The organism is Pseudorhodoferax soli, from assembly GCF_003337555.1.
Lineage (GTDB): Bacteria > Pseudomonadota > Gammaproteobacteria > Burkholderiales > Burkholderiaceae_C > Pseudorhodoferax > Pseudorhodoferax soli.
This window is the reverse complement of record NZ_QPJK01000004.1, coordinates 65,618-86,728: the sequence shown is the minus strand read 5'-3', so window position 1 is coordinate 86,728 and position 21,111 is coordinate 65,618. Positions and strand designations below refer to the sequence as shown.

Genomic DNA, 21,111 nt, shown 5'->3' with positions numbered 1-21,111 from the left:
CGAGGAGACACCATGCGTCACACCCCCCTTACGCGCCGCACCGCCCTGCAGCACGGCCTGGCAGCAGCGGCCGCCGTCGCCAGCCCGCTGAGCTTCGCGCAGGGCGCCTGGCCCAACAAGCCGGTCACACTGGTCGTGGGCTACCCGCCCGGCGGCCAGACCGACTTCGCCGGCCGCATGGTCACGGCCGGCATGCAGGGCGTGCTGGGCCAGGGCGTGGTCATCGACAACAAGGCCGGCGCCGGCGGAAACATCGGCACCGACAACGTGGTGAAGGCCGCCCCCGATGGCTACCGCCTGCTGGTGGGCAACGGCACCATCACGCTGAACCCGCACACCTACCGCAACACGGCCATGGCCGACCCGCTGAAGCTCACGCCCATCGGCCTGTTGCTGCAGTCTTCGCTGGTCCTGGCCGTGCCCACCACGGTGCCGGCCAAGAACCTGCAGGAGTTCATCGCCTGGGTGAAGGCGCAGGACAAGAGCGGCAAAGACATCGACTACGCCTCGGCCGGCCCTGGCAGCCTCACGCATGCCGCCATGGAGCTGTTCCGCGAGCGCATCGGCAAGCCCAAGATGAACCACGTGCCCTACAAGGGCAGTGGCCCGGCCATGACCGACCTGATCTCGGGCCGCGTCAGCGCCATGTTCGATGCCGCCTCCGTGGTGGCGCCATTCATCAAGTCCGGCCAGCTCCGCCCATTGATCGTCACCGGCGGCAAGCGCGTGCCGGCCTTCCCGGACATCCCCACCGCGGCCGAGGCCGGCCTGAAGGACTTCGAGCTGATCTCCTTCATCGGCCTGTACGGCCCACCCGGCCTGCCGGCCGACATCGTGGCCAAGGCCAACACCGCGATGAACACCGCGCTGAAGGACCCCAAGATCACCACCGGCATCCTGGAGCGCGGCGACGAGCCCGGCGGCGGCACGCCCGAGCAGCTGGCCAAGATGACGCGCTACTACTTCGACCTGTGGCGCGACATCGTGAAGGCCAACGACATCCGGGCCGAGTAGCTTCACGCCGCCGCAGGCGCCAGCGCATCGCGCACCGCCTGCAGCGCCCGCCCGCAGTCGTCCCGCGTGAGCCCGCCGCCCAGGCACAGGCGCAGCGCCTCGGGCGGCTGCCGGTCGGTCGAGAAGGCCGTGCCGTCCACGGCCGCGATGCCCAGCGCGCGCAGCTCGGCCGCGATGCGCGTGGCAGGGCTGCTCTCGCCATCCGCTAGCGGCACCGGCAGCCAGCCGTGGAAGCCATGCGGCTGCGTGCGCACGCCGTGCGGCCCCAGCACCTGGCGCATCTGCGCGCTGCGCCACGCGCATTCGGCACGCACCGCCTGCAGCACGGCCTCGGCATGGCCGCCCTCCATCCAGTTGGCGACGATGGCGTTGACGAGTGGCGAGGCCATCACCGTCGTTGCCCGCAGCGCGCCGGCCAGGCGCAGGTGGGCCGCGGTTGAAGGCGCCTGCACGTAGGCCACGCGCAGCCCCGCGCCCAGCCACTTGGACATGCCGCTCACGTAGTAGACGAGGTCGGGCGCGTACTCGGCCATGGACGGCGGGATCGCGGCCGGCAGCATGCCGTAGGCGTCGTCCTCGATGATGGGGATGCTGTAGCGCAGCGCGATGTCGGCGATCTGCTCGCGCCGCTTGATCGGCAGCGTGGCCGTGGTCGGGTTGTGCAGGTTGGGGCACAGGTGCAGCGCGCCGATGGGCGTGCTCTTGCAGGCGGCCTCGAACTCGTCGGGCACGAGGCCGTGCGCGTCCATGGCCAGTGGGTGCAGGCGCGTGCCCAGCTGCGCGGCGATGGCCTTGATGCCCGGGTAGGTCAGCGCCTCCACGCACAGGCTCTGCCCCGGCTTGACCAGAAGCGAGACCAGCGCCAGCAGCACGGCGTGGATGCCGGGCGCCACCAGCACGCGCGCGGCATCGGCCTCGACCCACTGCGACATCCACTGCGCGCCCAGTGACCGGTCGCGCGGCGTGCCGCCGAAGTCCTGGTAACGCATCAGGTCGTGCAGCGGCACGGCGGCCAGGCCCGCGTTGGCACCTTCCAGCAGCGCCTGCATCGCAGGATGGTCCTCGATCTCGGGCGGCATGTTCATCGTCATCTCGGCGCCGGTGCCGGCGCGCAAGGGCAGGCCGATGAAGGAGCCGCGCACGAACGATCCCATGCCGGGCCGCGAGGCGATCAGCCCGCGCTCGCGCGCCTCGGCGAAGCCGCGCACCACCGTCGTGTAGTTCAGCTGCAGCTTGGTCGCCAGTTCGCGCAGCGGCGGCAGGCGCTCGCGCGGCGCCAGCCGCCCCTGCTGCAGGTCCTCGGCGATGAGGTCGGGAATCAGCTGGTAGGCGGGCAGCGGGCTGGACTTGAGGCGGTGGACCCAGTGGGCGAAGGGCATGGCGCGAGTTTGCCTGCGCGCAGGGCGGATTGCAGTTGATTGCATGCCGGCCCCCGGCGCGGCTTGGTGCATGTGCGCCATTGATCGGGTGCATTGATTGCATCGGCCGCGCGTTGTGCTGGTGCATGGCCGCGGCATCGCGCAGGCGGCGTGGCCGCGCGTGGACAGGGCCTTCTCGCTGGCTTGATCGGACCTTGATCGCATGGCGAGCGGGGGCGGTGGTACGCGCTTCGCAAGAGGTCTGGCGTCCGGCCATCCCGCCGGCCACCCAACCACCGCACGAGGACCACCATGCCCCAAGTCACGCACCCCGCACACCGCAACGGCGATTTCCTGGTCGACTACGAAGAGAAGGTCTTCGAGGACGTGAAGGCCGAACCCGGCGAGAAGGCCCTGGTCACCTTCCACACCGTGGCCTTCGAAGGCTCCATCGGCTTCGTCAACCTGCTGCAAGCGACCCGCCTGCAGCGCAAGGGCTACGACACCTCGGTGCTGCTGTACGGTCCCGGCGTTACGCTGGGCGTCAAGCGCGGCTTTCCGAAGATCGGCGACGAGGCCTTCCCGGGCCACCAGAACTTCAACAACCAGATCACCAAGTTCATCGCCGAGGGCGGCAAGGTCTATGCCTGCCGCTTCGCGCTGCAGGCGCTGTACGGCCACGGCGAGGGTTCGCTGATCGAAGGCATCCGCCCGATCAACCCGCTGGATGTGCTCGACGTGGTGCTGCTGCACAAGAAGGCCGGCGCCGTCATCCTCGACACCTGGACGCTGTAAGCCATGGCCCAGCACCACCGCAAGGTCCGTGCGGCCGCGGCGCAGATCGCGCCCGACCTGGCCAGTGCCGACGGCACGCTGGCGCGCGTGCTGGAAACCATGCGCGACGCGGCGAAGCAAGGCGTGGAGCTGATCGTCTTCCCCGAGACCTTCGTGCCCTACTACCCCTACTTCTCGTTCGTGCAGCCGCCCGTGCTGCAGGGCGCGGACCACCTGCTGCTGATGCAGCGCGCCCCCACCGTGCCCGGCCCGCTGACCGACGCGGTGGCCGCGGCGGCGCGCGAGCTGGGCATGGTGGTGGTGCTGGGCGTCAACGAGCGCGACCACGGCAGCCTGTACAACACGCAGCTGGTGTTCGACGCCGACGGCCGGCTGGTGCTCAAGCGCCGCAAGATCACGCCGACCTACCACGAGCGCATGGTCTGGGGCCAGGGCGACGGCGCTGGCCTCACGGCCGTGGACACGCGCGCCGGCCGCGTCGGCGCGCTGGCCTGCTGGGAGCACTACAACCCCTTGGCGCGCTATGCGCTGATGGCCGCGCACGAAGAGATCCACTGCGCGCAGTTCCCCGGCTCGCTGGTGGGCCCGATCTTCGCGGACCAGATGGGCGTGACGATCCGCCACCACGCGCTGGAATCGGGCTGCTTCGTCGTCAACGCGACGGGCTGGCTGCACGACGCGCAGGTGCGCGCCATCACGCCGGACGAGAAGCTGCAGGGCGCGCTGCGCGGCGGTTGCCACACAGCGATCATTTCGCCCGAGGGCAAGTACTTGGCCGAGCCTTTGAGCGAGGGCGAGGGGCTGGTGATCGCAGACCTCGACTTCGCGCTGATCGACAAGCGCAAACGCATGATGGATTCGGTCGGCCACTACGCGCGTCCTGAGTTGCTGCGCCTGGCGATCCGGCGCGATGCGGCGCGCACCACGATGCCCATGCCATCCGATGCACCGGATGGCGAACCCCTGGCCGACGAAGCCGACCTTCTTCTTCCCGAAGCGGACGCGCCGCTGCGCCGCGTCGCCTGAACCTGGAACCCAGCCCATGAACACCGCCGTCCTCGACCTTGTCGACGCTTCTTCCGAACGCACGCGCCAGCTCATGACCGAGCTGCAGAGCCAGGGCCTGCGCCTGATCGACCCGCACGCGGGTGCGGCCAGCCGGCGCGGCGGCGCCGGCCCCTCGGACCACAAGGCCGTGACGGTGGACGGCGTCACGCTGATGGTGCCGGTGCACACCGCCACGGCCTTCAGTTCGCCCTTCGTGGCGGAGGCGCCGGGGCCGGACGGCCGCAGCCTCTTGCGGCGCAACAGCATCCCGATCGCGAGCATTGCCTTCCCGCGCGCGCCGCGCTTCTACGGCCTGCAGACGGCAGACGGCGTGCCCTACCAGCAGATCGCCACGCTGCACGGTGCCGACGTGCTGGCCACCACCGTGCTGCAGACCTGCATCCGCTACGAGAGCCGGCGCAAGGCCTGCAAGTTCTGCGCGATCGGCCAGTCGCTGGCGGCCGGCCGCACCGTCGCGCGCAAGACGCCCGCGCAGCTGGCCGAGGTGGCCAAGGCCGCGGTGGAGCTCGACGGCGTCAAGCACATGGTCATGACCACCGGCACGCCGCCCACGCCCGACCGCGGCGCGCAGATCCTGTGCGAGAGCGCGCAGGCCATCCGCGCCGCCGTCGACCTGCCGCTGCAGGCCCAGTGCGAGCCGCCCGACACCGACGCCTGGTTCCAGCGCCTGAAGGACGCGGGCGTGGACACGCTGGGCATGCACCTCGAGGTGATCGGCGACGACCTGCGCCGCCAGATCCTGCCCGGCAAGGCCGAGGTGCCGATGGCGCGCTACTGGGATGCCTTCGCCGCGGCCGTCGACGTGTTCGGCCGTGGCCAGGTCAGCACCTACCTGCTGGCCGGCCTGGGCGACAGCGCCGAGACGCTGCTGGCCACCAGCCGGCGCCTGCTGGACCTGGGCGTCTACCCCTTCGTCGTGCCCTTCGTGCCGATCAGCGGCACCCCGCTGGAAGACCACGCCGCGCCCACGCCGGAGTTCATGCGCAGTGTGCTGGCGCCGCTGGGTGCGATGGTGGCCGAGGCCGGCGTGCGCGCGGCCGACATCAAGGCCGGTTGCGGCCGCTGCGCCGCGTGTTCGACCCTCTCGCGCTACGAAGCGCCTCTGGCTGCCTGAAGGAGTTCCAGCATGCTCACCGCCCACGCCATCCCCTGGTGCGAACTCGCCACCGACTACCGGCCGCAGGCCTACCGCGTGCAATGGGCCAGCGATGGCTGGATGCTGCGCGAGGCGGCCGCGCTGCGCCGCCAGGTGTTCTGCACGGAGCAGGGTCTGTTTGGCGGACGCGATGGCGACGACCGCGACGCCATCGACGACGACCCCAGCCTGCACACCCTGGTCGCCCTGTCCTGCCTGGCCGGCGAGGCCGACCAGATGGTCGGCACGGTGCGCATCCACCAAGCCTCGCCCGGCCTGTGGTGGGGCTCGCGCCTGGCCGTGCGGCGCGCGTTCCGCCAGAGCAGCCAACTCGGCACCGAGCTGATCCGCCTGGCCGTCAGCAGCGCGCACGCGCTGGGCTGCCGCGAGTTCCTGGCCCATGTGCAGGCGCAGAACGTGCCGCTGTTCCAGCGCCTGCACTGGCAGGTGCTGGACGAGATGGTGATCCACGGCCGCATGCATGCCCTGATGCGCGCGGACCTCGCGCACTACCCGCCGTGCGAGACGCCGTACGCGGGCTTCGTGGTGTCGCCACGGAGGGTGTCATGAGCGCCGTCCTCGACACGCCGATGTTGGAGCAACTGGCCGATGCGCTGCGCGCCAGCCGCGGCTTTGCGCACAAGCGCGACATCGCGCAAGTGCTGCCGCAGCTCGGCCCCAGCAGTTTTGCCACCGCCGTACCCAACGGCGACGACTGCGCGGTGTTGCCGGACCACGACGGCCACCTCCTGCTGGCCATCGAAGGCATGGTGCAGGACTTCGTCGAACAGCAGCCATGGTTCGCCGGCTACAGCGCGGTGATGGTCAACCTCAGCGACATCGCGGCCATGGGCGGCCGCGCGCTGGCCGTGGTCGATGCGCTGTGGGCCGGCAATGCAGCGCAGGGCCGCGAGGTGCTGGCCGGCATGCGCGCCGCCTGCGAGCGCTACGGCGTGCCGCTGGTCGGTGGCCACACCAACCTGCGCTCTGCCAGCGGGCAACTGGCCGTGGCGGTGCTGGGACGTGCGCAGCGCCTGATCAGCAGCTTCGCGGCCCAGCCCGGAGACCGCTTGCTGGTTGCGGTCGACCTGCGCGGCCAGTGGCAGGGCGATGCGCCGTTCTGGAACGCATCGACCCCCGCACCGGCCGAGCGCCTGCGCGGCGACATGGCGCTGCTGCCCACGCTGGCCGAGGCGGGCCTGGTCGACGCCGGCAAGGACATCAGCATGGCCGGCGTGCTGGGCACGGCGCTGATGCTGCTCGAGTGCTCCGGCGTGGGCGCCACGGTGGACCTCGCGCGGCTGCCGCGCCCGGCCGGCGTGCCCGACTGGTCGCAGGCCGACGGCGCGGCGCAGCGCCTGCGCTGGCTCAGCGCGTTTCCCAGCTTCGGCTATGTGCTGAGCGTGCGGCCCGCGCAGGCCGACGAGACCATCGCGCGCTTCGCCCAGCGCGGCATCGCCTGCGCCGATGTGGGCACGGTGCACCGCGGCAGCGTGCTGGCGCTGCAGCTCGGCGACGCGCGCGTGCCTTTGTGGGATCTGGCGGACCAGCCCTTCATCGCACCGGCCGTCGAGCCACGGAGGGCCGCATGAAGGTCGGGCTGCTCACGCACTCGCTGCGCCCGCGCGGCGGTGTCGTCCACACGCTGGAGCTGGCCCATGCGCTGGCGCGGCGCGGCCATGCCGTGACCGTGATCGCAGCGGCCGAGCCCGGCGAGCGGCTGTTCCGCACCGTCGGCTTTCCGGTCGAGACCATCGCGCTGCCGCGGCTGCAGGGCGACCTCGTCGCCCAGGTCGCGCAGCGCATCGACACGCTGGTCCAGGCCTTGCCGCCGCTGCTGGCACGTGGCGGCTTCGACCTGCTGCACGCGCAGGACAGCCTCTCGGGCAACGCGCTGGCGCTGCTGCGCGAAGCCGGCTACGTGCTGCCGCCCTGGTTGCGCACCGTGCACCACCTGGACGTCTTCGGCCAGCCGCTGCTCAACCGCTGGCAGGAGCGTGCCTGGCGTGCCGCCGATGGCGTGGCCTGCGTCAGCGACGGTTGGTGCCGGCACTTCCGCGAGGTGCTGCGCCAGCCGGCCGAGCGCATGTTCAACGGCGTCGACCTGGCCCGCTACCGGCCGCAGCCGGAACCTGGCGACGCAGAAGCCATCGAGGCGCTCGGCCTGCCGGCAGACACCGGCCCCGTGCTGCTGCTGGTCGGCGGCGTGGAGGAGCGCAAGAACAGCGTGCGCCTGCTGCAGGCCTTCGCGCAGCTGCGCACCACCGACGCCGCCTGGGCCGACACACGGCTGGTCGTGGCCGGCGGTGCCAGCATGCTGGACCACGGCGCCGCGCGCCGCGACTGGCTGGCCGTGCTGGCCGCCACCGGCCTGGCCGAAGGGCCGCAGCAGCCCGTGCTGCGCACCGGCCCGCTGCCCGATGCGCTGCTGCCCGCGCTGATGCGCCGCGCCGGCGTGCTGGCCATGCCGTCGCTGGTCGAAGGCTTCGGCCTGGCCGCGCTGGAGGCGCTGGCTTGCGGCACGCCGGTGCTGGTGTCGCGCCGGCCGCCGTTCACCGAGACGCTGCACGACACGCCGGCCGTGGCCTGGTGCGATCCCGAGGACGTGGCCTCCATCGCCACCGGCCTGCAGCAGGCCCTGGCCCTGCCGCGCCTGCCCGCGCCGCCGCCCGTGTGCGTGGCCCACAGCTGGGCCCGCAGCGCCGCACTGCACGACGCCTGGTACCAGCGCGTGCTGGAACCCATCCCCGCCTGACAAGGACAAGCCCATGCCCGCCATGCACTACCGCCTCCGCTGGCCCGACGCCAGCGAGAGCCTTGCCTACTCGCCATCCCTGGTCATCGAAGACTTCTTCCAGCCCGGCCAGGACTACCCGCTCGCCGACTTCCTGCGCCGCGTGCGCGAAGCCACGGCGATTGCCAGCGCGCGTGTCGAGGCCAAGTACGGCTTCGCCTGCTCGCGCGCCCACGACCAGATGGCCGACACCGAGGCGCGCGCCGAGCCGTTCGCCGATCTGCCGGATGCGCGCGTGCACGTGCTGTCCTTCACCCCCGCCTGAACACCCCTGGAGATCCACCATGACCACTTCCCCCATTCCCCGCCACAGCGTCGTGATCGTCGGCGGCGGCCAGGCCGGCCTGTCGCTGAGCCATGGCCTCAAGGCCCAGGGCATCGAGCACGTCGTGTTCGAGAAGCACCGCGCGCTGCACGCCTGGAGCACCCAGCGCTGGGACAACTTCTGCCTGGTCACGCCCAACTGGCAGTGCGCGTTGCCGGGCCATCCCTACGCGGGCGACGACCCGCACGGCTTCATGAAGAAGCCGCAGATCATCGAGTACCTGGCCGCTTTCAAGGCCAGCGTGGATGCGCCGCTGCGCGAGGGCGTGGCCGTGCAGCAGGTGCGGCCCGCGCCAGGTGGCTTCCTCGTGCGCAGCAGCGCGGGCGAGTGCTTCGCCGAGCAGGTGGTGGTGGCCTCGGGCGGCTACCACACCCCCATCGTGCCGCGCCTGGCCGAACGCCTGCCGGCGTCCATCCGCCAGATTCACTCGGCCGACTACCGCAACGCCGACCAGCTGCCGCCCGGCAAGGTGCTGGTGGTCGGCTCGGGCCAGAGCGGCGCGCAGATCGCCGAAGACCTGCACCTGGCCGGCCGGCAGGTGGTGCTGGCCGTGGGCGACGCACCGCGCTGCGCGCGCTTCTACCGCGGGCGCGACGTGGTCGACTGGCTGGCCGACATGCAGTACTACGACATGCCCGTCACCCAGCATCCGCTGCGCGAGGGCGTGCGCGACAACACCAACCACTACGTGACCGGCCGCGACGGCGGGCGCGACATCGACCTGCGCCGCTTCGCGCTGGAAGGCATGGACCTGTTCGGCGTGCTGCAGGGCCTGGACGCCGATGGCGACACGCTGCGCTTCGCGCCGCGGCTGGCCGAGGTGCTGGACCAGGCCGACCGCACCTACAACGGCATCAACGCGTCGATCGACAAGTTCATCGCCGAGCGCGGCATCGATGCGCCCGAGGGTTCTGTCTACGAGCCGGTCTGGCAGCCTGCGGCGGAGCGTGCCACGCTGTCGCTGACGGAGTCGGGCATCACGGCGGTGGTCTGGTGCATCGGCTTTGCACCGGACTTCGGCTGGCTCGACGCGCCGGTGTTCAACGGCCGCGGCCACCCGGTGCACAACCGTGGCGTGACGGCGGTGCCGGGCCTGTACTTCCTGGGCCTGCCGTGGCTGCACACCTGGGGCTCGGGCCGCTTCAGCGGCGTGGCGCGCGATGCGGCGTACCTGGCCGAGCGCATCGCGCAGCGGCGGTCGGCGCTCGGCGCGGGCGGGCCGGCGCGAGAGAAGCCGACGGAGCTGCAGCTGCAGGCCGCGCTGGCCTGAAGCGGGGCGCCGGCCGTCTCTGCGCGGCGCCCCGGGGGCCACCACCGCGTGCACCGCCTGCAGGTTGGACTGCGTCTGCGCCACGGACCCCATGCCGCAGCCCGCGACCGGCCCGCGGCCACCGCAACCCGCAGGGCCGTGCTCAGCGCGCACGAACACGGCGCGTGCGGCGGCGACGAACTCAAGCGCACCGCGCCCGGTGCCCGCCACGGCCGGCCCATCCCACCGGCGGTATCGCCACACCTATGCCCGCATCGGCCCGGCCGCGCGCTGCCACCGCACCGCGAGCGCCGCCACCGCGGCGGCCGTGGCGAACGCCGTCACCGCCATCCAGCCCCACTGCGCGAACAGCAGGCTGCCCGCCGCCGCGCCCACCGACATGCCGACGAAGATGCCGGTGCGCGGCGCAACGGGCCGTGCTGCAGCCACAGCCTGGCGAGCGAGCCCATCAACGCGCCGCAGGTCAGGTGCGTGGTGGCCTTGAAGCGCGGCAGGCCGCGCCAGGCGGCGATGCCGACCAGCGCCACGCTGGCGGCCGCGGCGATGAACATGACTCGGCACCGTGGCTGTCGCCATGACGACGGCTTGCGTACGGCTGTCACCGGCCATGTTTCGTCTGCATTGCTGGCCGCGCGCGCCGCAATGCCGCGGCAACGGCGGGCGCCGAGACTGGCGGTGTTTCAACTCCAGGTGACCGACGTGACCGCTCCAGACCCAGCGCTGAAGGCGCCCCGCATCCGCCTGCTGGGCGCGCCCCATTCCGCCCAGGCCTTCGAGATCCGCGACTTCCTGAGCCGCAGCGGCGTGGCCTACGACTGGCTCGCGCTCGACAGCTCCACGGGCCTGCACCCGGTCGAGAGCCAGCGCCTGCCGCTGTGCGAGTTTCCCGACGGCAGCTGGATCGACGCGGCCACCGTGCCGGCGGTCGCCGCGCGGCTGGGCTGGATCACCAAGCCACGGCTGGCCACCTACGACGTGTCGATCTACGGCGCCGGTCCGGCGGGTCTCAGTGCCGCGGTGTATGCCGCGTCCGAGGGGCTCAAGACCGTGCTGGTCGAGCGCCAGGCTATCGGCGGGCAGGCCGGCAGCTCGTCGCTGATCGAGAACTACCTGGGCTTTCCGCAAGGGGTGAGCGGCGCCGAGCTGGCCGAGCGCGCCCGCCAGCAAGCCGCGCGCTTCGGTGTCGACATCCTGCAGCTGCGCGAGGGCGTCTACGCCACCTTTGGCGACGACGGCATCCATGTGGACATGGCCGATGGCAGCAAGCTGGCGGCGCGCGTCAACATCTGCGCCACCGGCATCGAATGGCGCCGGCTGCAACTGGCCGGTGAAGACCGCCTGCTCGGGGCCGGCGTGTTCTATGGCGCCGGCGCCAGCGAGGCCCCCATGTGCCAGGGCGAAACCGTGTACGTGGTGGGCGGCGGCAACTCGGCCGGCCAGGCCGCCATGCACTTCTCGGCCTACGCCAGCGCCGTCGTCATGCTGGTGCGCGGCGAGCGGCTGGCCGACACCTTGTCGGATTACCTCGTGCGCAAGATCGCCGCCGCCCCCAACGTGCGCGTGGTGACGCACTGCGAGGTGGCGGCCCTGCAGGGCGATGCGTCGCTGGAGGCCATCACCGTGCGCGACCGCCGCAGCGGCGCCGAGCAGACGCTGCCCACGCGCCACCTGTTCGTCTGCATCGGCGGACTGCCCAACACCGACTGGGCGCGCGACACCCCCATCGCCCGCGACTCCGCCGGCTACCTGCTGACCGGCGCCGACGTGCTGGCCGCCGCCACGCCGGCCCGGCCCTGGCCGCTGCAGCGCCTGCCCTACCATCTGGAAACCAGCGTGCCGGGCTCGTTCGCCATCGGCGACGTGCGCCACGGCTCCATCAAGCGCGTGGCCACCGCCGTCGGCGAAGGGGCCATGGCCGTTGCCTTCGTCCACCAGTTCCTTCACCAAGCCTGAGGCCATCGACATGCGACCTGTCTGTTCCCACACCGCCGGCATCCTGCGCGTGCACCCCAGCGCGCTGGGCTGCGAGGAATGCCTGAAGATCGGCAGCGAATGGGTGCACCTGCGCCTGTGCCGGCACTGCGGCCACGTGGGCTGCTGCGACGATTCTCCGCACCGCCACGCGCGGGCGCACTTCAAGGCCACCGGCCATCCCATCATCGAAGGCTACGACCCGCCGGAAGGCTGGGGCTGGTGCTTCGTCGACAAGGTCATGGTCGACCTGGGCGAGAACACCACGCCGCAGAACGGGCCGATCCCGCGCTACGTGTGAGCGGCGCGGCGGTGTGCGCCGCGGCGCTTGCCGCAGTGCCTCAGTTCAGCGCCTCGACCTGCGCGTCGAACAGGTAGCCCACGCCGCGCTCGGTGCGGATGAACTGCGGCGCCGAGGCGTCCACCTCGATCTTGCGGCGCAGCCGCAGGATCTGCACGTCGATCGAGCGGTCGTACACCTCGGCGCCGTGCAGGCGCGACAGCTCCAGCAACTGGTCACGCGTCAGCGCGCGCTGCGGCGCCTCGCACAGCGCCAGCAGCAGGTTGAATTCGCCGTTGCTCAGCTCCACGCGGTGGCCCTGCGGCGCGGTGAGCCGGCGCGCCAGCAGGTTCAGCTCCCAGCCCGCGAAGCGGTAGGCCCGCCGCTGCGAGGGGCGCGAAGCGGCCAGCGCCTCCGCATTGGCCTGGCAGCGCCGCAGCACGGCGCGGATGCGCGCCAGCAGCTCGCGGTTGCTGAAGGGCTTGGTCATGTAGTCGTCGGCCGCGATCTCCAGGCCCATCACGCGGTCGGCCTCGTCGCGCTTGCCGGTGACGATGATCACGGGGATCTTCGTCGTGGCGCGCAGGTCGCGGGCCAGGTGCATGCCGTCCTCGCCGGGCAGCCGCAGGTCCAGGATCACCAGGTCGATGATCTGGTCCTGCAGCACGCGCGCCATCTCGGCGCCCGAGGCCGCGGTGGACACGCGCAGCTCGTTCTCCTCAAGGTACTCGCCCATCAGCGCGCGCATGGATGGGTCGTCGTCGACGACGAGGATGTGGGGGGCCGGGGTGTGTGCCATGCGTTGGGAGGCTAGTGCGGGTTGCTTACGGAGCGGTGTGGCCTGGATTTCAACTGAAATCCGGCCCGATGACGCCCGACATCATGGCGGCACGGGCGTCGCCGCCAATCGGATTCTGCGGCAGTGGGTGCCGTCCGGCGTGGTGAGACAGGGATGATGTTGACAATCGTGGTGATCGAACAGGACGTGGCCATGCGCACCCTGTTCTGCGAATGGCTGGCGGCCGAGGGCTACCGGGTGCAAGGGCGCGGCGCGCGCGGCGGGGCGGTGGAGCCCGGTGTGCACCTGGCCATCGTCGATCTTCTCAACCTACCCATGCAAGGGGCCGAAACGGTGCGACAAGTGCGGAACATCTACCCGGGGGCGGCGCTCATCGGCATCTCCACGCAGCTGCGCCGCACGCTGGGCGCCGACGCCGCGCAGGCCCGCGCGCTGGGCGTGGGCGCACTGGTGGGCAAGCCCTGCACCCGCCAGGAGCTGCTGGCGGCGGTGGTGGGCGCCATCGGCGTGGCGGCATGACGCGGCACGCCGGCGCCCCGCGGGCCGCCTGACATGCACCGCCGCGACGCCCTGCGCCTGCGCACCATCGTCCTCGGCGCGGCCCTGATCCTGGCCTTCGTCGGCTCGGCCACCTACGACGGCTGGCGTTTGCACCAGCAGATCACCGCGGCCAACGAACGCGAGCTGGGCAACCTGGCGAAGGCATTGGGCGCCGAAGCGGCGCGCAGCCTGGAGGCGGTGGACGTGCTGCTGCGCGAGACGGCCGACTGGTACGAGGGCGCCGACGCGCCACGCCGCCCCGCGGCCATCGCCAACGGCCTTGCCACGCGCGCGGCCGGCGTGGCGCAGGTCAGCGTGCTGAGCATCGTCGGTGCCGACGGCCAGCAGCTGGCGCGCTCGCGCGAGACCGGCGAGCCCATGGCCAACGTGGCCGACCGGCCGTACTTCCAGCGCCAGCGCGAGCAGGCGCAGGAGGGCCTGTTCATCAACGAGCCCATCGTCACCCGCACCGAGCGCATCCCGGCGCTGGTGCTGTCGCGCCGGCTGGATGGCCCGGACGGCGGCTTCGACGGCGTGGTCACCGCCATCGTCACGCTGCAGCAGTTGCAGACGGCCTACACCGCGCTCGACCTGGGCGAACGCAGCTCGCTCGTGCTGACACTGGCCGATGGCACGCTGGTGGCGCGCCAGCCACCGGCCGCCGCGCTGGAAGGCCGCGTCAAGTACCCCGAGCTGGTGGCGCTGAAGGGCGGCGAGCTCATCGACCGCAGCACCAGCCCCGTGGACGGGCGCACCAAGCTGGTGGCGTCGGTGGGCGTGGGCCAGCAGCCCCTGGTGCTGGCCATCACGCGCGACGAGGAACAGGCCCTGCTGCCCTGGGTCGACGAGATGCGCAGCGCGGTGGTGCGCACCGTGCTGCTGTCGCTGCTGGTGCTGGCGACCATCGCCGGGCTGCTGCGCCAGATGCGCCGGCTCGAACGCGGCGAGGCGGCCCTGCGCGCCAGCGAAGAACGCTACGCCATGGTGATGGAGGCGGCCAGCGAGGGGCACATCGAATGGCACCTGGCCGATGGCGCCGTGTTCCCGTCCGAGCGCTGGGCCGCGCTGCACGGCGTCGACCCATCGGTGCGCCTGGCCCACGCCGACGCGCTGGTGCGCCACGTGGCCGTGCACCCCGAAGACGCCGAGGCCGTGCGCCAGGGCATCCGCGACCACCTGGAAGGCCGCACCCCCGCCATCGAGATGGACTACCGCGTGCAGGCCCAGGACGGCAGCTGGCGCTGGATCCATGCGCGCGGGCGCCGCGTGCTCGACGGTGCGGGCCAGCCCGTGCGCGTGTTCAGCTCGGCCATCGACATCAGCGAACGCCGCCGCGCGGCCGAAGAGCGCACCCGGCTCGACGCGCGGCTGCAGCAGACGCAGAAGCTGGAGGCGCTGGGCACCCTGGCCGGCGGCATCGCGCACGACTTCAACAACATCCTGGGCGCCATCCTCGGCTTCGGCGAGATGGCCCAGCAGCGCGCCGAAGCCGGCTCGGCCATCCGCCGCCACGTCGACCAGGTGATGCAGTCGGGTGCGCGCGCGCGGCTGCTGGTGCGCCGCATCCTCGACTTCAGCCGCAACGGCGTCGCAGAGCGCGTGCCGGTGAACCTGCAGTGCGTGGTGGAGGAGGTGGTGGCCATGCTGTCGCCGTCACTGCCCGCCACGTTCCACGTGCAGACGCAGCTCACGTCCGGCAGCTCGGCGGTCATCGGCGACCCGACGCAGCTCTACCAGGTGGCGATGAACCTGTGCACGAACGCGGTGCAGGCCATGGGGGATGCGGGCACGGTGGAACTCAGCCTCACGCGTGTGGAACTGGCAGAAGGCCGCGCCCTGCTGCACGGGCAGCTGCAGCCCGGCCCCCACCTGTGCCTGGCCGTGGGCGACACCGGTCCCGGCATTGCGCCCGAGGTGCTGGCGCGCATGTTCGACCCCTTCTTCACCACCAAGAAGGTGGGCGAGGGCACGGGGCTGGGCCTGTCGGTGGTGCACGGCATCGTCTCCGACCTGGGCGGCGCCATCGATGTGTGTGGCCGCGCGCCGCACGGCACGTTGGTGAGCGTGTGGCTGCCCGTGTGCGGCGAGACCGAGGCACCCATGCCGGCGGGCCAGGCCGACTGGCCGGCCGGTGCCGGCCAGACCATCATGGTCGTCGACGACGAGCGCGCGCTGCTCGAACTGGCCGAGGAACTGCTGGCCGGCCTGGGCTACGAGCCGGTGGGCTACCCCACGGCAGAGGCTGCGCTGGCTGCTTTCGAAGCGGCGCCCCAGCGCTTCGACGCGGTCGTCACCGACCTGGCGCTGCCCGGGCTGCAGGGCGACGCCCTGGCGGAGCGCCTGCTGGCGCTGCGGCCCGGCTTGCCGGTGCTGCTGGTCAGCGGCAACCTGGGCGCCGCCACGGAGCAGCAGGCGCTGGCAGGCGGGGTGCGCGCAGTGCTGCACAAGCCGCTGGCCGGGCGGGACCTGGCCGAGGGCCTGGCGAGGGCATTGGAGGGCCGCTGAGCGCGGGGTTCAGTACCCCGGCTCCAGCGCCTATTCCTTGCGGTCGGTCGCTGGCCGGTGGTCCGGCGGCGCGCGCCCGGTGAGCTGCTGCAGTTCGTCGATGCGGACCGACGCCTGCGCTTTGGTGAGCGATTCGTCGAACGGCTCCTTCGCCTCCTCGCTGAGCGTCTTCAGGTACGAACGCTGCGCGCCCGTCATGGCTTCGTCGCCCGTCACCCAGGTCGACGGATCCTTCTCCATGTTGCTGTCTTCGGCCATGGCCTGTGTCTGCTTGTCGGTCATCGCTAACTCCTTGGGTCTGTATTTATACACAGTAAGTTGTGCGCGGCCCAGCCTGTGTAGGCCGATGTCGCTCGCGCAGGCCAGCGGCATGCCGGCGGCTGCACACGTGGGGCCATGCACCGGGCGCCAAGCCGGCCGTGGTACGCCCTCACGCCCCTCGCGTTGCATCTGAAACCTTCGCCGCTTCACCCGTATTGCCCTATGCCAGCGCCTGCAACGCCCAGGCAACGCCCGGAACGGACAGTCACTGCGCGACAGGAAGTTTTCAACCCCAACCAGGAAGTGCACCATGACCACGCTCACCCGCCCCCAGACCGCCGAAGCCAGCGCCGCCAAGCCCCGCCAGGGCGCCGTGCTGCGCACCCCCACCGACCTGCAGGGCGCCGCCACGCGCGACATCGCCGCGGCCATGAACGGCGTGCTGGCCGATGTGTTCGCGCTGTACCTCAAGACCAAGAACTTCCACTGGCACATGAGCGGCCCGCACTTCCGCGACTACCACGTGATGCTGGACGAGCAGTCCGACCAGATCTTCGCCATGACCGACCCCATCGCCGAGCGCGTGCGCAAGGTGGGCGGCACCACGCTGCTCTCCATCGGCCACATCGCACGCAACCAGCGCATCCTGGACAACGACGCCGACTTCGTCGAGCCCTCCGACATGCTGGCCGAGCTGTGCGAGGACAACAAGACGCTGGCCGCCCGCCTGCGTGCCGCGCATGCCGTGTGCAACGAGAGCCAGGACATCGCCACCGCGAGCCTGATCGAGAACTGGATCGACGAGACCGAGCGGCGCACCTGGTTCCTGTTCGAGGCGGTGCGGCCGGGCGATTCCAGCGGCCGCTGAGCGCACGCGATCCTGCGCCGGCAGGCGGCCCGACACGCTGGCGCGGCCCATCCGAAGGGCTGCGCCTCGCCTCTTGTTCACACCATCCGGAGACCTGACCATGACCAGAACCGCGGCCGACTACCTGGCCGAAACCTTGCAGCAAGCGGGCGTCCAGCGCGTCTACGGCGTGGTGGGCGACTCGCTCAACGGCTTCACCGAGGCCTTGCGCCGCCGCGAGGCGATCGAGTGGGTGCACGTGCGCCATGAAGAGTCCGCCGCGTTCGCTGCCGGGGCACAGGCGCACCTGACCGGCGAACTCGCGGTCTGCGCCGGCAGCTGCGGGCCGGGCAACCTGCACCTCATCAACGGCTTGTTCGATTGCCAGCGCAGCGGCGTGCCCGTGCTGGCGATCGCGGCGCACATCCCCAGCAGCGAGATCGGCATCGACTACTTCCAGGCCACGCATCCCGAGAGCTTGTTCAAGGAATGCAGCCACTACGTCGAGCTGGTCTCGCACGCCGAGCAGCTGCCGCAGGTGCTGCACCGGGCCATGCGCGTGGCGGTGGCCCGGCGCGGCGTCGCCGTGGTGGTGCTGCCGGGCGACGTGGCGCTGCAGTCCCTGGCGGCGCAGGTGCCGCGCTGGTTGCTGCCGGCCCCGCCGGCCGTGCAGCCCGACCCGCAGGCGCTGGCACAGCTGGCGGAGTTGCTGAACGCGGGCGAGCGCGTCACGCTGATGTGCGGCGCGGGCTGCGCGGGCGCGCACGACGAGGTGCTCGTGCTGGCCGAGCGCCTGAAAGCGCCCATCGTGCATGCGCTGCGCGGCAAGGAGCACCTCGAATACGACAACCCCCACGACGTCGGCATGACCGGGCTCGTGGGCTTCGCGTCGGGCTACGCGGCCATGGAAAGCTGCGACACGCTGCTGCTGCTGGGCACCGACTTCCCCTACCGCGCGTTCTACCCCGCCGGTGCGCGCATCGCGCAGGTGGACCTGCGGCCCGAGGCGCTGGGCAACCGCTGCACCATCGAGCTGGGCGTGCTGGGCGGCGTGCGCCAGACGATCACGGCGCTGCTGCCGGCCCTGGCCGAGAAAGCCGACCGGCGCCACCTCGACTGCGCCCTGGCCCACTACCGCCAGGCACGCACCGACCTCGACGCGCTGGCCGAGAGCGGGCCGCACAGCACGCAGATCCACCCGCAGTACGTGTCGCGCCTCGTCAGCGAGCTGGCCGACGACGACGCCATCTTCACCTGCGACGTGGGCACGCCCGTGATCTGGGCGGCGCGCTACCTGCGCATGAACGGGCGGCGCCGCCTGGTCGGCTCGTTCAACCACGGCTCCATGGCCAACGCCATGCTGCAGGCCATCGGTGCGCAGGCGGCCTATCCCGGCCGGCAGGTGGTGTCGATGTCGGGCGACGGTGGCTTCACGATGATGATGGGCGAGTTCATCACGCTGGTGCAGGCCGGCCTCAAGGTGAAGGTGGTGGTGCTCAACAACGGCACGCTGGGCTTCGTCGAGATGGAGATGAAGGCCAACGGCTTCCTCGACACCGGCTGCACGCTGCAGAACCCCGACTTCGCGGCGATGGCCCAGGCCATGGGCGTGAAGGGCATCCGCGTCGAGCGGCCACAGGACTTGCGGGCCGCGCTGACCGAGGCCTTCGCGCACGACGGGCCGGTGCTGGTCGACGTGGTCAGCGCGCGCCAGGAGTTGGCGATGCCGCCCAAGACCACGCTGGGGCAGGCCGCGCACTTCGGCATGTTCCTGGCCAAGGCCGTGCTGGACGGGCGCGGCGCGCAGCTGGTCGACCTGGCGAAGACGAACCTGATGCGGTGACGCCGCGCGACGCTCCTGATCGCGGCCGCCTTTTCACGGCCGGCGGGGCACCCGGATGCCGGGAACCTTGCCGCGCCCTGGTCCTGCGATGGCGTCTCATCGGTCAGCCTGCAGTGACGCGGCGATGCGCTTTTCCTTGAACTGGGCAATGACGTAATCGATGAACACGCGCGTCTTCGCCGGCAGCAACTTCTTGCCCGCGAAGTACATCGAGATCGGCCCGTCGTCCCAGTACCAGGTGGGCAACACCCGCACGAGGGCGCCCGTCTTGAGCAGGGGCACGGCGTGCGGCATGGCCATCAAGGTCACGCCCAGCCCCATGGCCGTCGCCCGGGCCACCGCATCGGGGTCGTTGAACGCAAGGCGCGGCGCGGTGTTGATCTGCACTTCACGGCCGGCCCGGTTGCGAAGATGCCGGCTGCGCACCCTGCCTTGCTGGATGGAGCGCATGCCGATCCAGTCCCAATCGTCCAGGTCGGCGGGCTCCTTCGGCGCGGGCCTGCCCTGGAGGTAGGCCGGCGCGGCGACCGCCACGACATGGATGCGGGCGAGTTCGCGCGCCACCACGCCGGGAGACAGTGCGAAGCCGCCGCCGATGGCCACGTCGAAGCCTTCGGCGATCAGGTCGACGCGGCGGTTCTCCAGATGCCAGTCCGACAGCACCTTCGGGTAGCGCTGCAGGAAGCCCGGCAGCAGCGGCAGCACGTAGTCCGAGCCGAAGCCCGGCGGCATGGTGACGCGCAGCGTGCCGCTGGGCTCGGCAGAAGCCTGGTCGACCGATGCGATGGCCGCGTGGATGCTGTCCAGCCCGCCGGCAATGCCTTCCAGAAAGCGCTCGCCCGCTTCGGTCAGCGTGAGCTTGCGCGTGCTGCGCTGGAACAGGCGCACGTCCAGATTGGCCTCCAGGCGCGCCACGTTGCGGCTGACGCCCGCAGGCGTCAGGCCCAGCCGCCGCGCCGCCGCCGAGAAGCTGCCGGCCTCGGCACTGCGAGCGAACGATTCGAGGTTGGCGAGCGTTTCCATGCGGGTTCCTTGTGGGCGTCTGCCACAGCATAAGGCCGGCCTAGGGTTCAAGCGATGCTTGAAGATGATTCAAGGCGCGGACGGCTACCGACGGTGGCGCGGCACGGCCACAGTCGGGGCATCGCAGCAGCGCTGCCTGGTTCACGTCCCGCTTACTTCTCTTCAAGGAATCCACCATGGGCCATTCGGCTTCTTCCATCGGCATCATCGGCGCCGGCCACATCGGCGCAGCATTCGCGCGTGCATTGGCACGGCGGAACATCCCGGCCATCCTGTCCAACAGCCGCGGGCCGGACAGCCTTCAAGCCCTGGTGCAGTCCATGGGCTCCAGCGTGCGTGCCGGCACCCGCGAAGAGGCCGCTGCGCAGCCCACCGTGCTGGTGGCGGTGAACTGGTCGAAGCTGCCCAGCGCACTCGCGGGCCTGCCGGACTTCGGAGGGCGCATCGTCATCGATGCGAACAACCCGATCGAGGCGCCGCTGTTCCAGCCCGCGGACTTGCACGGCCGCGCATCGAGCGAGGTGTTCGCCGGTTGGGTCCCCGGTGCGCGGGTGGTCAAGGCCTTCAACCACCTGCGCCCCGAACTGGTCGCCGCCGACCCGGCCGAACGCGGTGGCCAGCGCGTGCTGTTCCTTGCCGGCGACGATGCAGACGCCAAGGCGCAAGTGGCTGGGCTGATGGGCCGGCTGGGCTTCGCCGGCATCGACCTGGGGACGCTGGCCATGGGCGGGCGTCTCACGCAGTTCCCGGGCGGGCCCCTGCCCACGCTCGAACTGGTGCGGTTCAGCTGAACGCACCCGCGCGGCGCGCAACCACCCTTTCCAAGGAAGACACCATGGCCACCCATCCAACCCCGGCCGCGTTGCCCGTCGACTTCGACGCGCTGCTCAAGGCCAACCTGGCGCGTGTGTTCAACGAACGCGACGGGGCGAAGCGCGCCCTGGCCATCGCCGCGCTTTTCACGGAGACGCCCGTCATGTACGAGCCGCAGGGGGCTGTGCATGGCCGCGACGCGATCGACCGTGTCGCCGGTGACCTGCTCCAGCAGTTCGGCCCGACATTCCGCTTCCAGGCAGAGGGCGTCGCGGTGGGACACCACGGCATGGCGACCTTGCGATGGACCGCCGGCGAGCCGGGCTTGCCTGCGGTGGTGCAGGGTTTCGACACGGCGGAGGTCGTCGATGGGCGGATCGCCCGGCTGTGGGTGCTCATCGAGCCGCCCCAAAGCTGAGCAGATCTGTGGGTGGCGTGCGGATGCCGTCAGGGGTGTCCACTGGCGTGGT

General features: G+C 71.5%; 22 protein-coding genes. 17 read left to right on the top strand and 5 right to left on the bottom strand.

Annotated elements, in window-relative coordinates; all coding sequences use genetic code 11:
* Positions 1-12 precede the first annotated feature (12 nt).
* Complete coding sequence (locus tag DES41_RS15220; RefSeq protein ID WP_114468523.1) at positions 13-1,014, top strand: Bug family tripartite tricarboxylate transporter substrate binding protein; 1,002 nt, start codon at positions 13-15, stop codon at positions 1,012-1,014.
* 2 nt (positions 1,015-1,016) lie between these two features.
* Here DES41_RS15220 and DES41_RS15215 read toward each other — a convergent pair whose 3' ends face one another.
* Positions 1,017-2,393, bottom strand: a complete 1,377-nt coding sequence (locus tag DES41_RS15215) for an aminotransferase-like domain-containing protein (RefSeq protein WP_114468522.1) — start codon at positions 2,391-2,393, stop codon at positions 1,017-1,019.
* 291 nt (positions 2,394-2,684) lie between these two features.
* Between DES41_RS15215 and DES41_RS15210 the strand changes: the two genes are divergently transcribed.
* The 8 genes from DES41_RS15210 to DES41_RS15175 all read left to right on the top strand — a co-directional run bounded on the left by DES41_RS15210 (position 2,685) and on the right by DES41_RS15175 (position 9,759).
* Positions 2,685-3,167 carry an MSMEG_0572/Sll0783 family nitrogen starvation response protein gene (locus DES41_RS15210; protein WP_114468521.1) on the top strand — a complete coding sequence of 161 codons (483 nt, stop codon included), beginning with the start codon at positions 2,685-2,687 and terminating at the stop codon, positions 3,165-3,167.
* Positions 3,168-3,170: 3 nt separating this feature from the next.
* Positions 3,171-4,193 carry a Nit6803 family nitrilase gene (locus DES41_RS15205; protein WP_114468520.1) on the top strand — a complete coding sequence of 341 codons (1,023 nt, stop codon included), beginning with the start codon at positions 3,171-3,173 and terminating at the stop codon, positions 4,191-4,193.
* 73 nt (positions 4,194-4,266) lie between these two features.
* Complete coding sequence (locus DES41_RS15200; protein ID WP_114468990.1) at positions 4,267-5,349, top strand: MSMEG_0568 family radical SAM protein; 1,083 nt, start codon at positions 4,267-4,269, stop codon at positions 5,347-5,349.
* A 12-nt stretch (positions 5,350-5,361) separates the two neighbouring features.
* Positions 5,362-5,940: an MSMEG_0567/Sll0786 family nitrogen starvation N-acetyltransferase gene (locus DES41_RS15195; RefSeq protein ID WP_114468519.1), complete on the top strand. Its 579-nt coding sequence runs from the start codon at positions 5,362-5,364 to the stop codon at positions 5,938-5,940.
* Entirely contained in the window at positions 5,937-6,962 is a 1,026-nt protein-coding gene (locus DES41_RS15190; protein ID WP_245965722.1) for a sll0787 family AIR synthase-like protein, read from the top strand. Before DES41_RS15195 ends, DES41_RS15190 begins: the two co-directional genes overlap by 4 nt.
* Positions 6,959-8,125 (top strand): MSMEG_0565 family glycosyltransferase, encoded by a 1,167-nt coding sequence (locus tag DES41_RS15185; RefSeq protein ID WP_114468518.1) that lies wholly within the window; start codon positions 6,959-6,961, stop codon positions 8,123-8,125. Before DES41_RS15190 ends, DES41_RS15185 begins: the two co-directional genes overlap by 4 nt.
* 13 nt (positions 8,126-8,138) lie before the next feature.
* On the top strand, positions 8,139-8,429 hold the full coding sequence (locus DES41_RS15180) for an MSMEG_0570 family nitrogen starvation response protein (RefSeq protein ID WP_114468517.1): 291 nt from the start codon (positions 8,139-8,141) through the stop codon (positions 8,427-8,429).
* Positions 8,430-8,448: 19 nt separating this feature from the next.
* Positions 8,449-9,759 (top strand): MSMEG_0569 family flavin-dependent oxidoreductase, encoded by a 1,311-nt coding sequence (locus tag DES41_RS15175; RefSeq protein ID WP_114468516.1) that lies wholly within the window; start codon positions 8,449-8,451, stop codon positions 9,757-9,759.
* A 243-nt stretch (positions 9,760-10,002) separates the two neighbouring features.
* Here the strand turns inward: DES41_RS15175 and DES41_RS39740 are convergent, their stop codons facing one another.
* A complete protein-coding gene (locus DES41_RS39740; RefSeq protein WP_147282860.1) occupies positions 10,003-10,368 on the bottom strand; it encodes a hypothetical protein in 366 nt (121 codons plus the stop codon).
* Positions 10,369-10,458: 90 nt separating this feature from the next.
* Between DES41_RS39740 and DES41_RS15165 the strand changes: the two genes are divergently transcribed.
* Both DES41_RS15165 and DES41_RS15160 read left to right on the top strand, forming a co-directional pair.
* Positions 10,459-11,712 carry an NAD(P)/FAD-dependent oxidoreductase gene (locus DES41_RS15165; protein ID WP_245965721.1) on the top strand — a complete coding sequence of 418 codons (1,254 nt, stop codon included), beginning with the start codon at positions 10,459-10,461 and terminating at the stop codon, positions 11,710-11,712.
* A gap of 10 nt (positions 11,713-11,722) precedes the next feature.
* A complete protein-coding gene (locus DES41_RS15160) occupies positions 11,723-12,031 on the top strand; it encodes a UBP-type zinc finger domain-containing protein (RefSeq protein WP_114468514.1) in 309 nt (102 codons plus the stop codon).
* A gap of 40 nt (positions 12,032-12,071) precedes the next feature.
* On the opposite strand, the gene DES41_RS15155 is transcribed toward DES41_RS15160, so the two are convergent.
* On the bottom strand, positions 12,072-12,809 hold the full coding sequence (locus DES41_RS15155) for a response regulator (protein WP_114468513.1): 738 nt from the start codon (positions 12,807-12,809) through the stop codon (positions 12,072-12,074).
* A 153-nt stretch (positions 12,810-12,962) separates the two neighbouring features.
* On the opposite strand from DES41_RS15155, the gene DES41_RS15150 reads away from it, so the two are divergent.
* Positions 12,963-13,328 (top strand): response regulator transcription factor, encoded by a 366-nt coding sequence (locus DES41_RS15150; RefSeq protein ID WP_114468512.1) that lies wholly within the window; start codon positions 12,963-12,965, stop codon positions 13,326-13,328.
* Between the two features lie 33 nt (positions 13,329-13,361).
* Positions 13,362-15,854: an ATP-binding protein gene (locus tag DES41_RS15145; RefSeq protein ID WP_114468511.1), complete on the top strand. Its 2,493-nt coding sequence runs from the start codon at positions 13,362-13,364 to the stop codon at positions 15,852-15,854.
* Positions 15,855-15,884: 30 nt separating this feature from the next.
* Here DES41_RS15145 and DES41_RS15140 read toward each other — a convergent pair whose 3' ends face one another.
* Entirely contained in the window at positions 15,885-16,136 is a 252-nt protein-coding gene (locus DES41_RS15140; RefSeq protein ID WP_114468510.1) for a DUF3072 domain-containing protein, read from the bottom strand.
* 289 nt (positions 16,137-16,425) lie between these two features.
* On the opposite strand from DES41_RS15140, the gene DES41_RS15135 reads away from it, so the two are divergent.
* On the top strand, positions 16,426-16,983 hold the full coding sequence (locus DES41_RS15135; RefSeq protein ID WP_114468509.1) for a Dps family protein: 558 nt from the start codon (positions 16,426-16,428) through the stop codon (positions 16,981-16,983).
* A gap of 100 nt (positions 16,984-17,083) precedes the next feature.
* Positions 17,084-18,805, top strand: a complete 1,722-nt coding sequence (poxB, locus tag DES41_RS15130; RefSeq protein ID WP_114468508.1) for a ubiquinone-dependent pyruvate dehydrogenase — start codon at positions 17,084-17,086, stop codon at positions 18,803-18,805.
* A 96-nt stretch (positions 18,806-18,901) separates the two neighbouring features.
* On the opposite strand, the gene DES41_RS15125 is transcribed toward poxB, so the two are convergent.
* Positions 18,902-19,828 carry a LysR family transcriptional regulator gene (locus DES41_RS15125; RefSeq protein WP_114468507.1) on the bottom strand — a complete coding sequence of 309 codons (927 nt, stop codon included), beginning with the start codon at positions 19,826-19,828 and terminating at the stop codon, positions 18,902-18,904.
* A gap of 176 nt (positions 19,829-20,004) precedes the next feature.
* On the opposite strand from DES41_RS15125, the gene DES41_RS15120 reads away from it, so the two are divergent.
* Together DES41_RS15120 and DES41_RS15115 are read left to right on the top strand one after the other, a co-directional pair.
* Entirely contained in the window at positions 20,005-20,619 is a 615-nt protein-coding gene (locus DES41_RS15120; protein ID WP_114468506.1) for an NADPH-dependent F420 reductase, read from the top strand.
* Positions 20,620-20,663: 44 nt separating this feature from the next.
* Positions 20,664-21,059, top strand: a complete 396-nt coding sequence (locus tag DES41_RS15115; protein ID WP_114468505.1) for a nuclear transport factor 2 family protein — start codon at positions 20,664-20,666, stop codon at positions 21,057-21,059.
* The last annotated feature ends 52 nt before the right edge of the window (positions 21,060-21,111 follow it).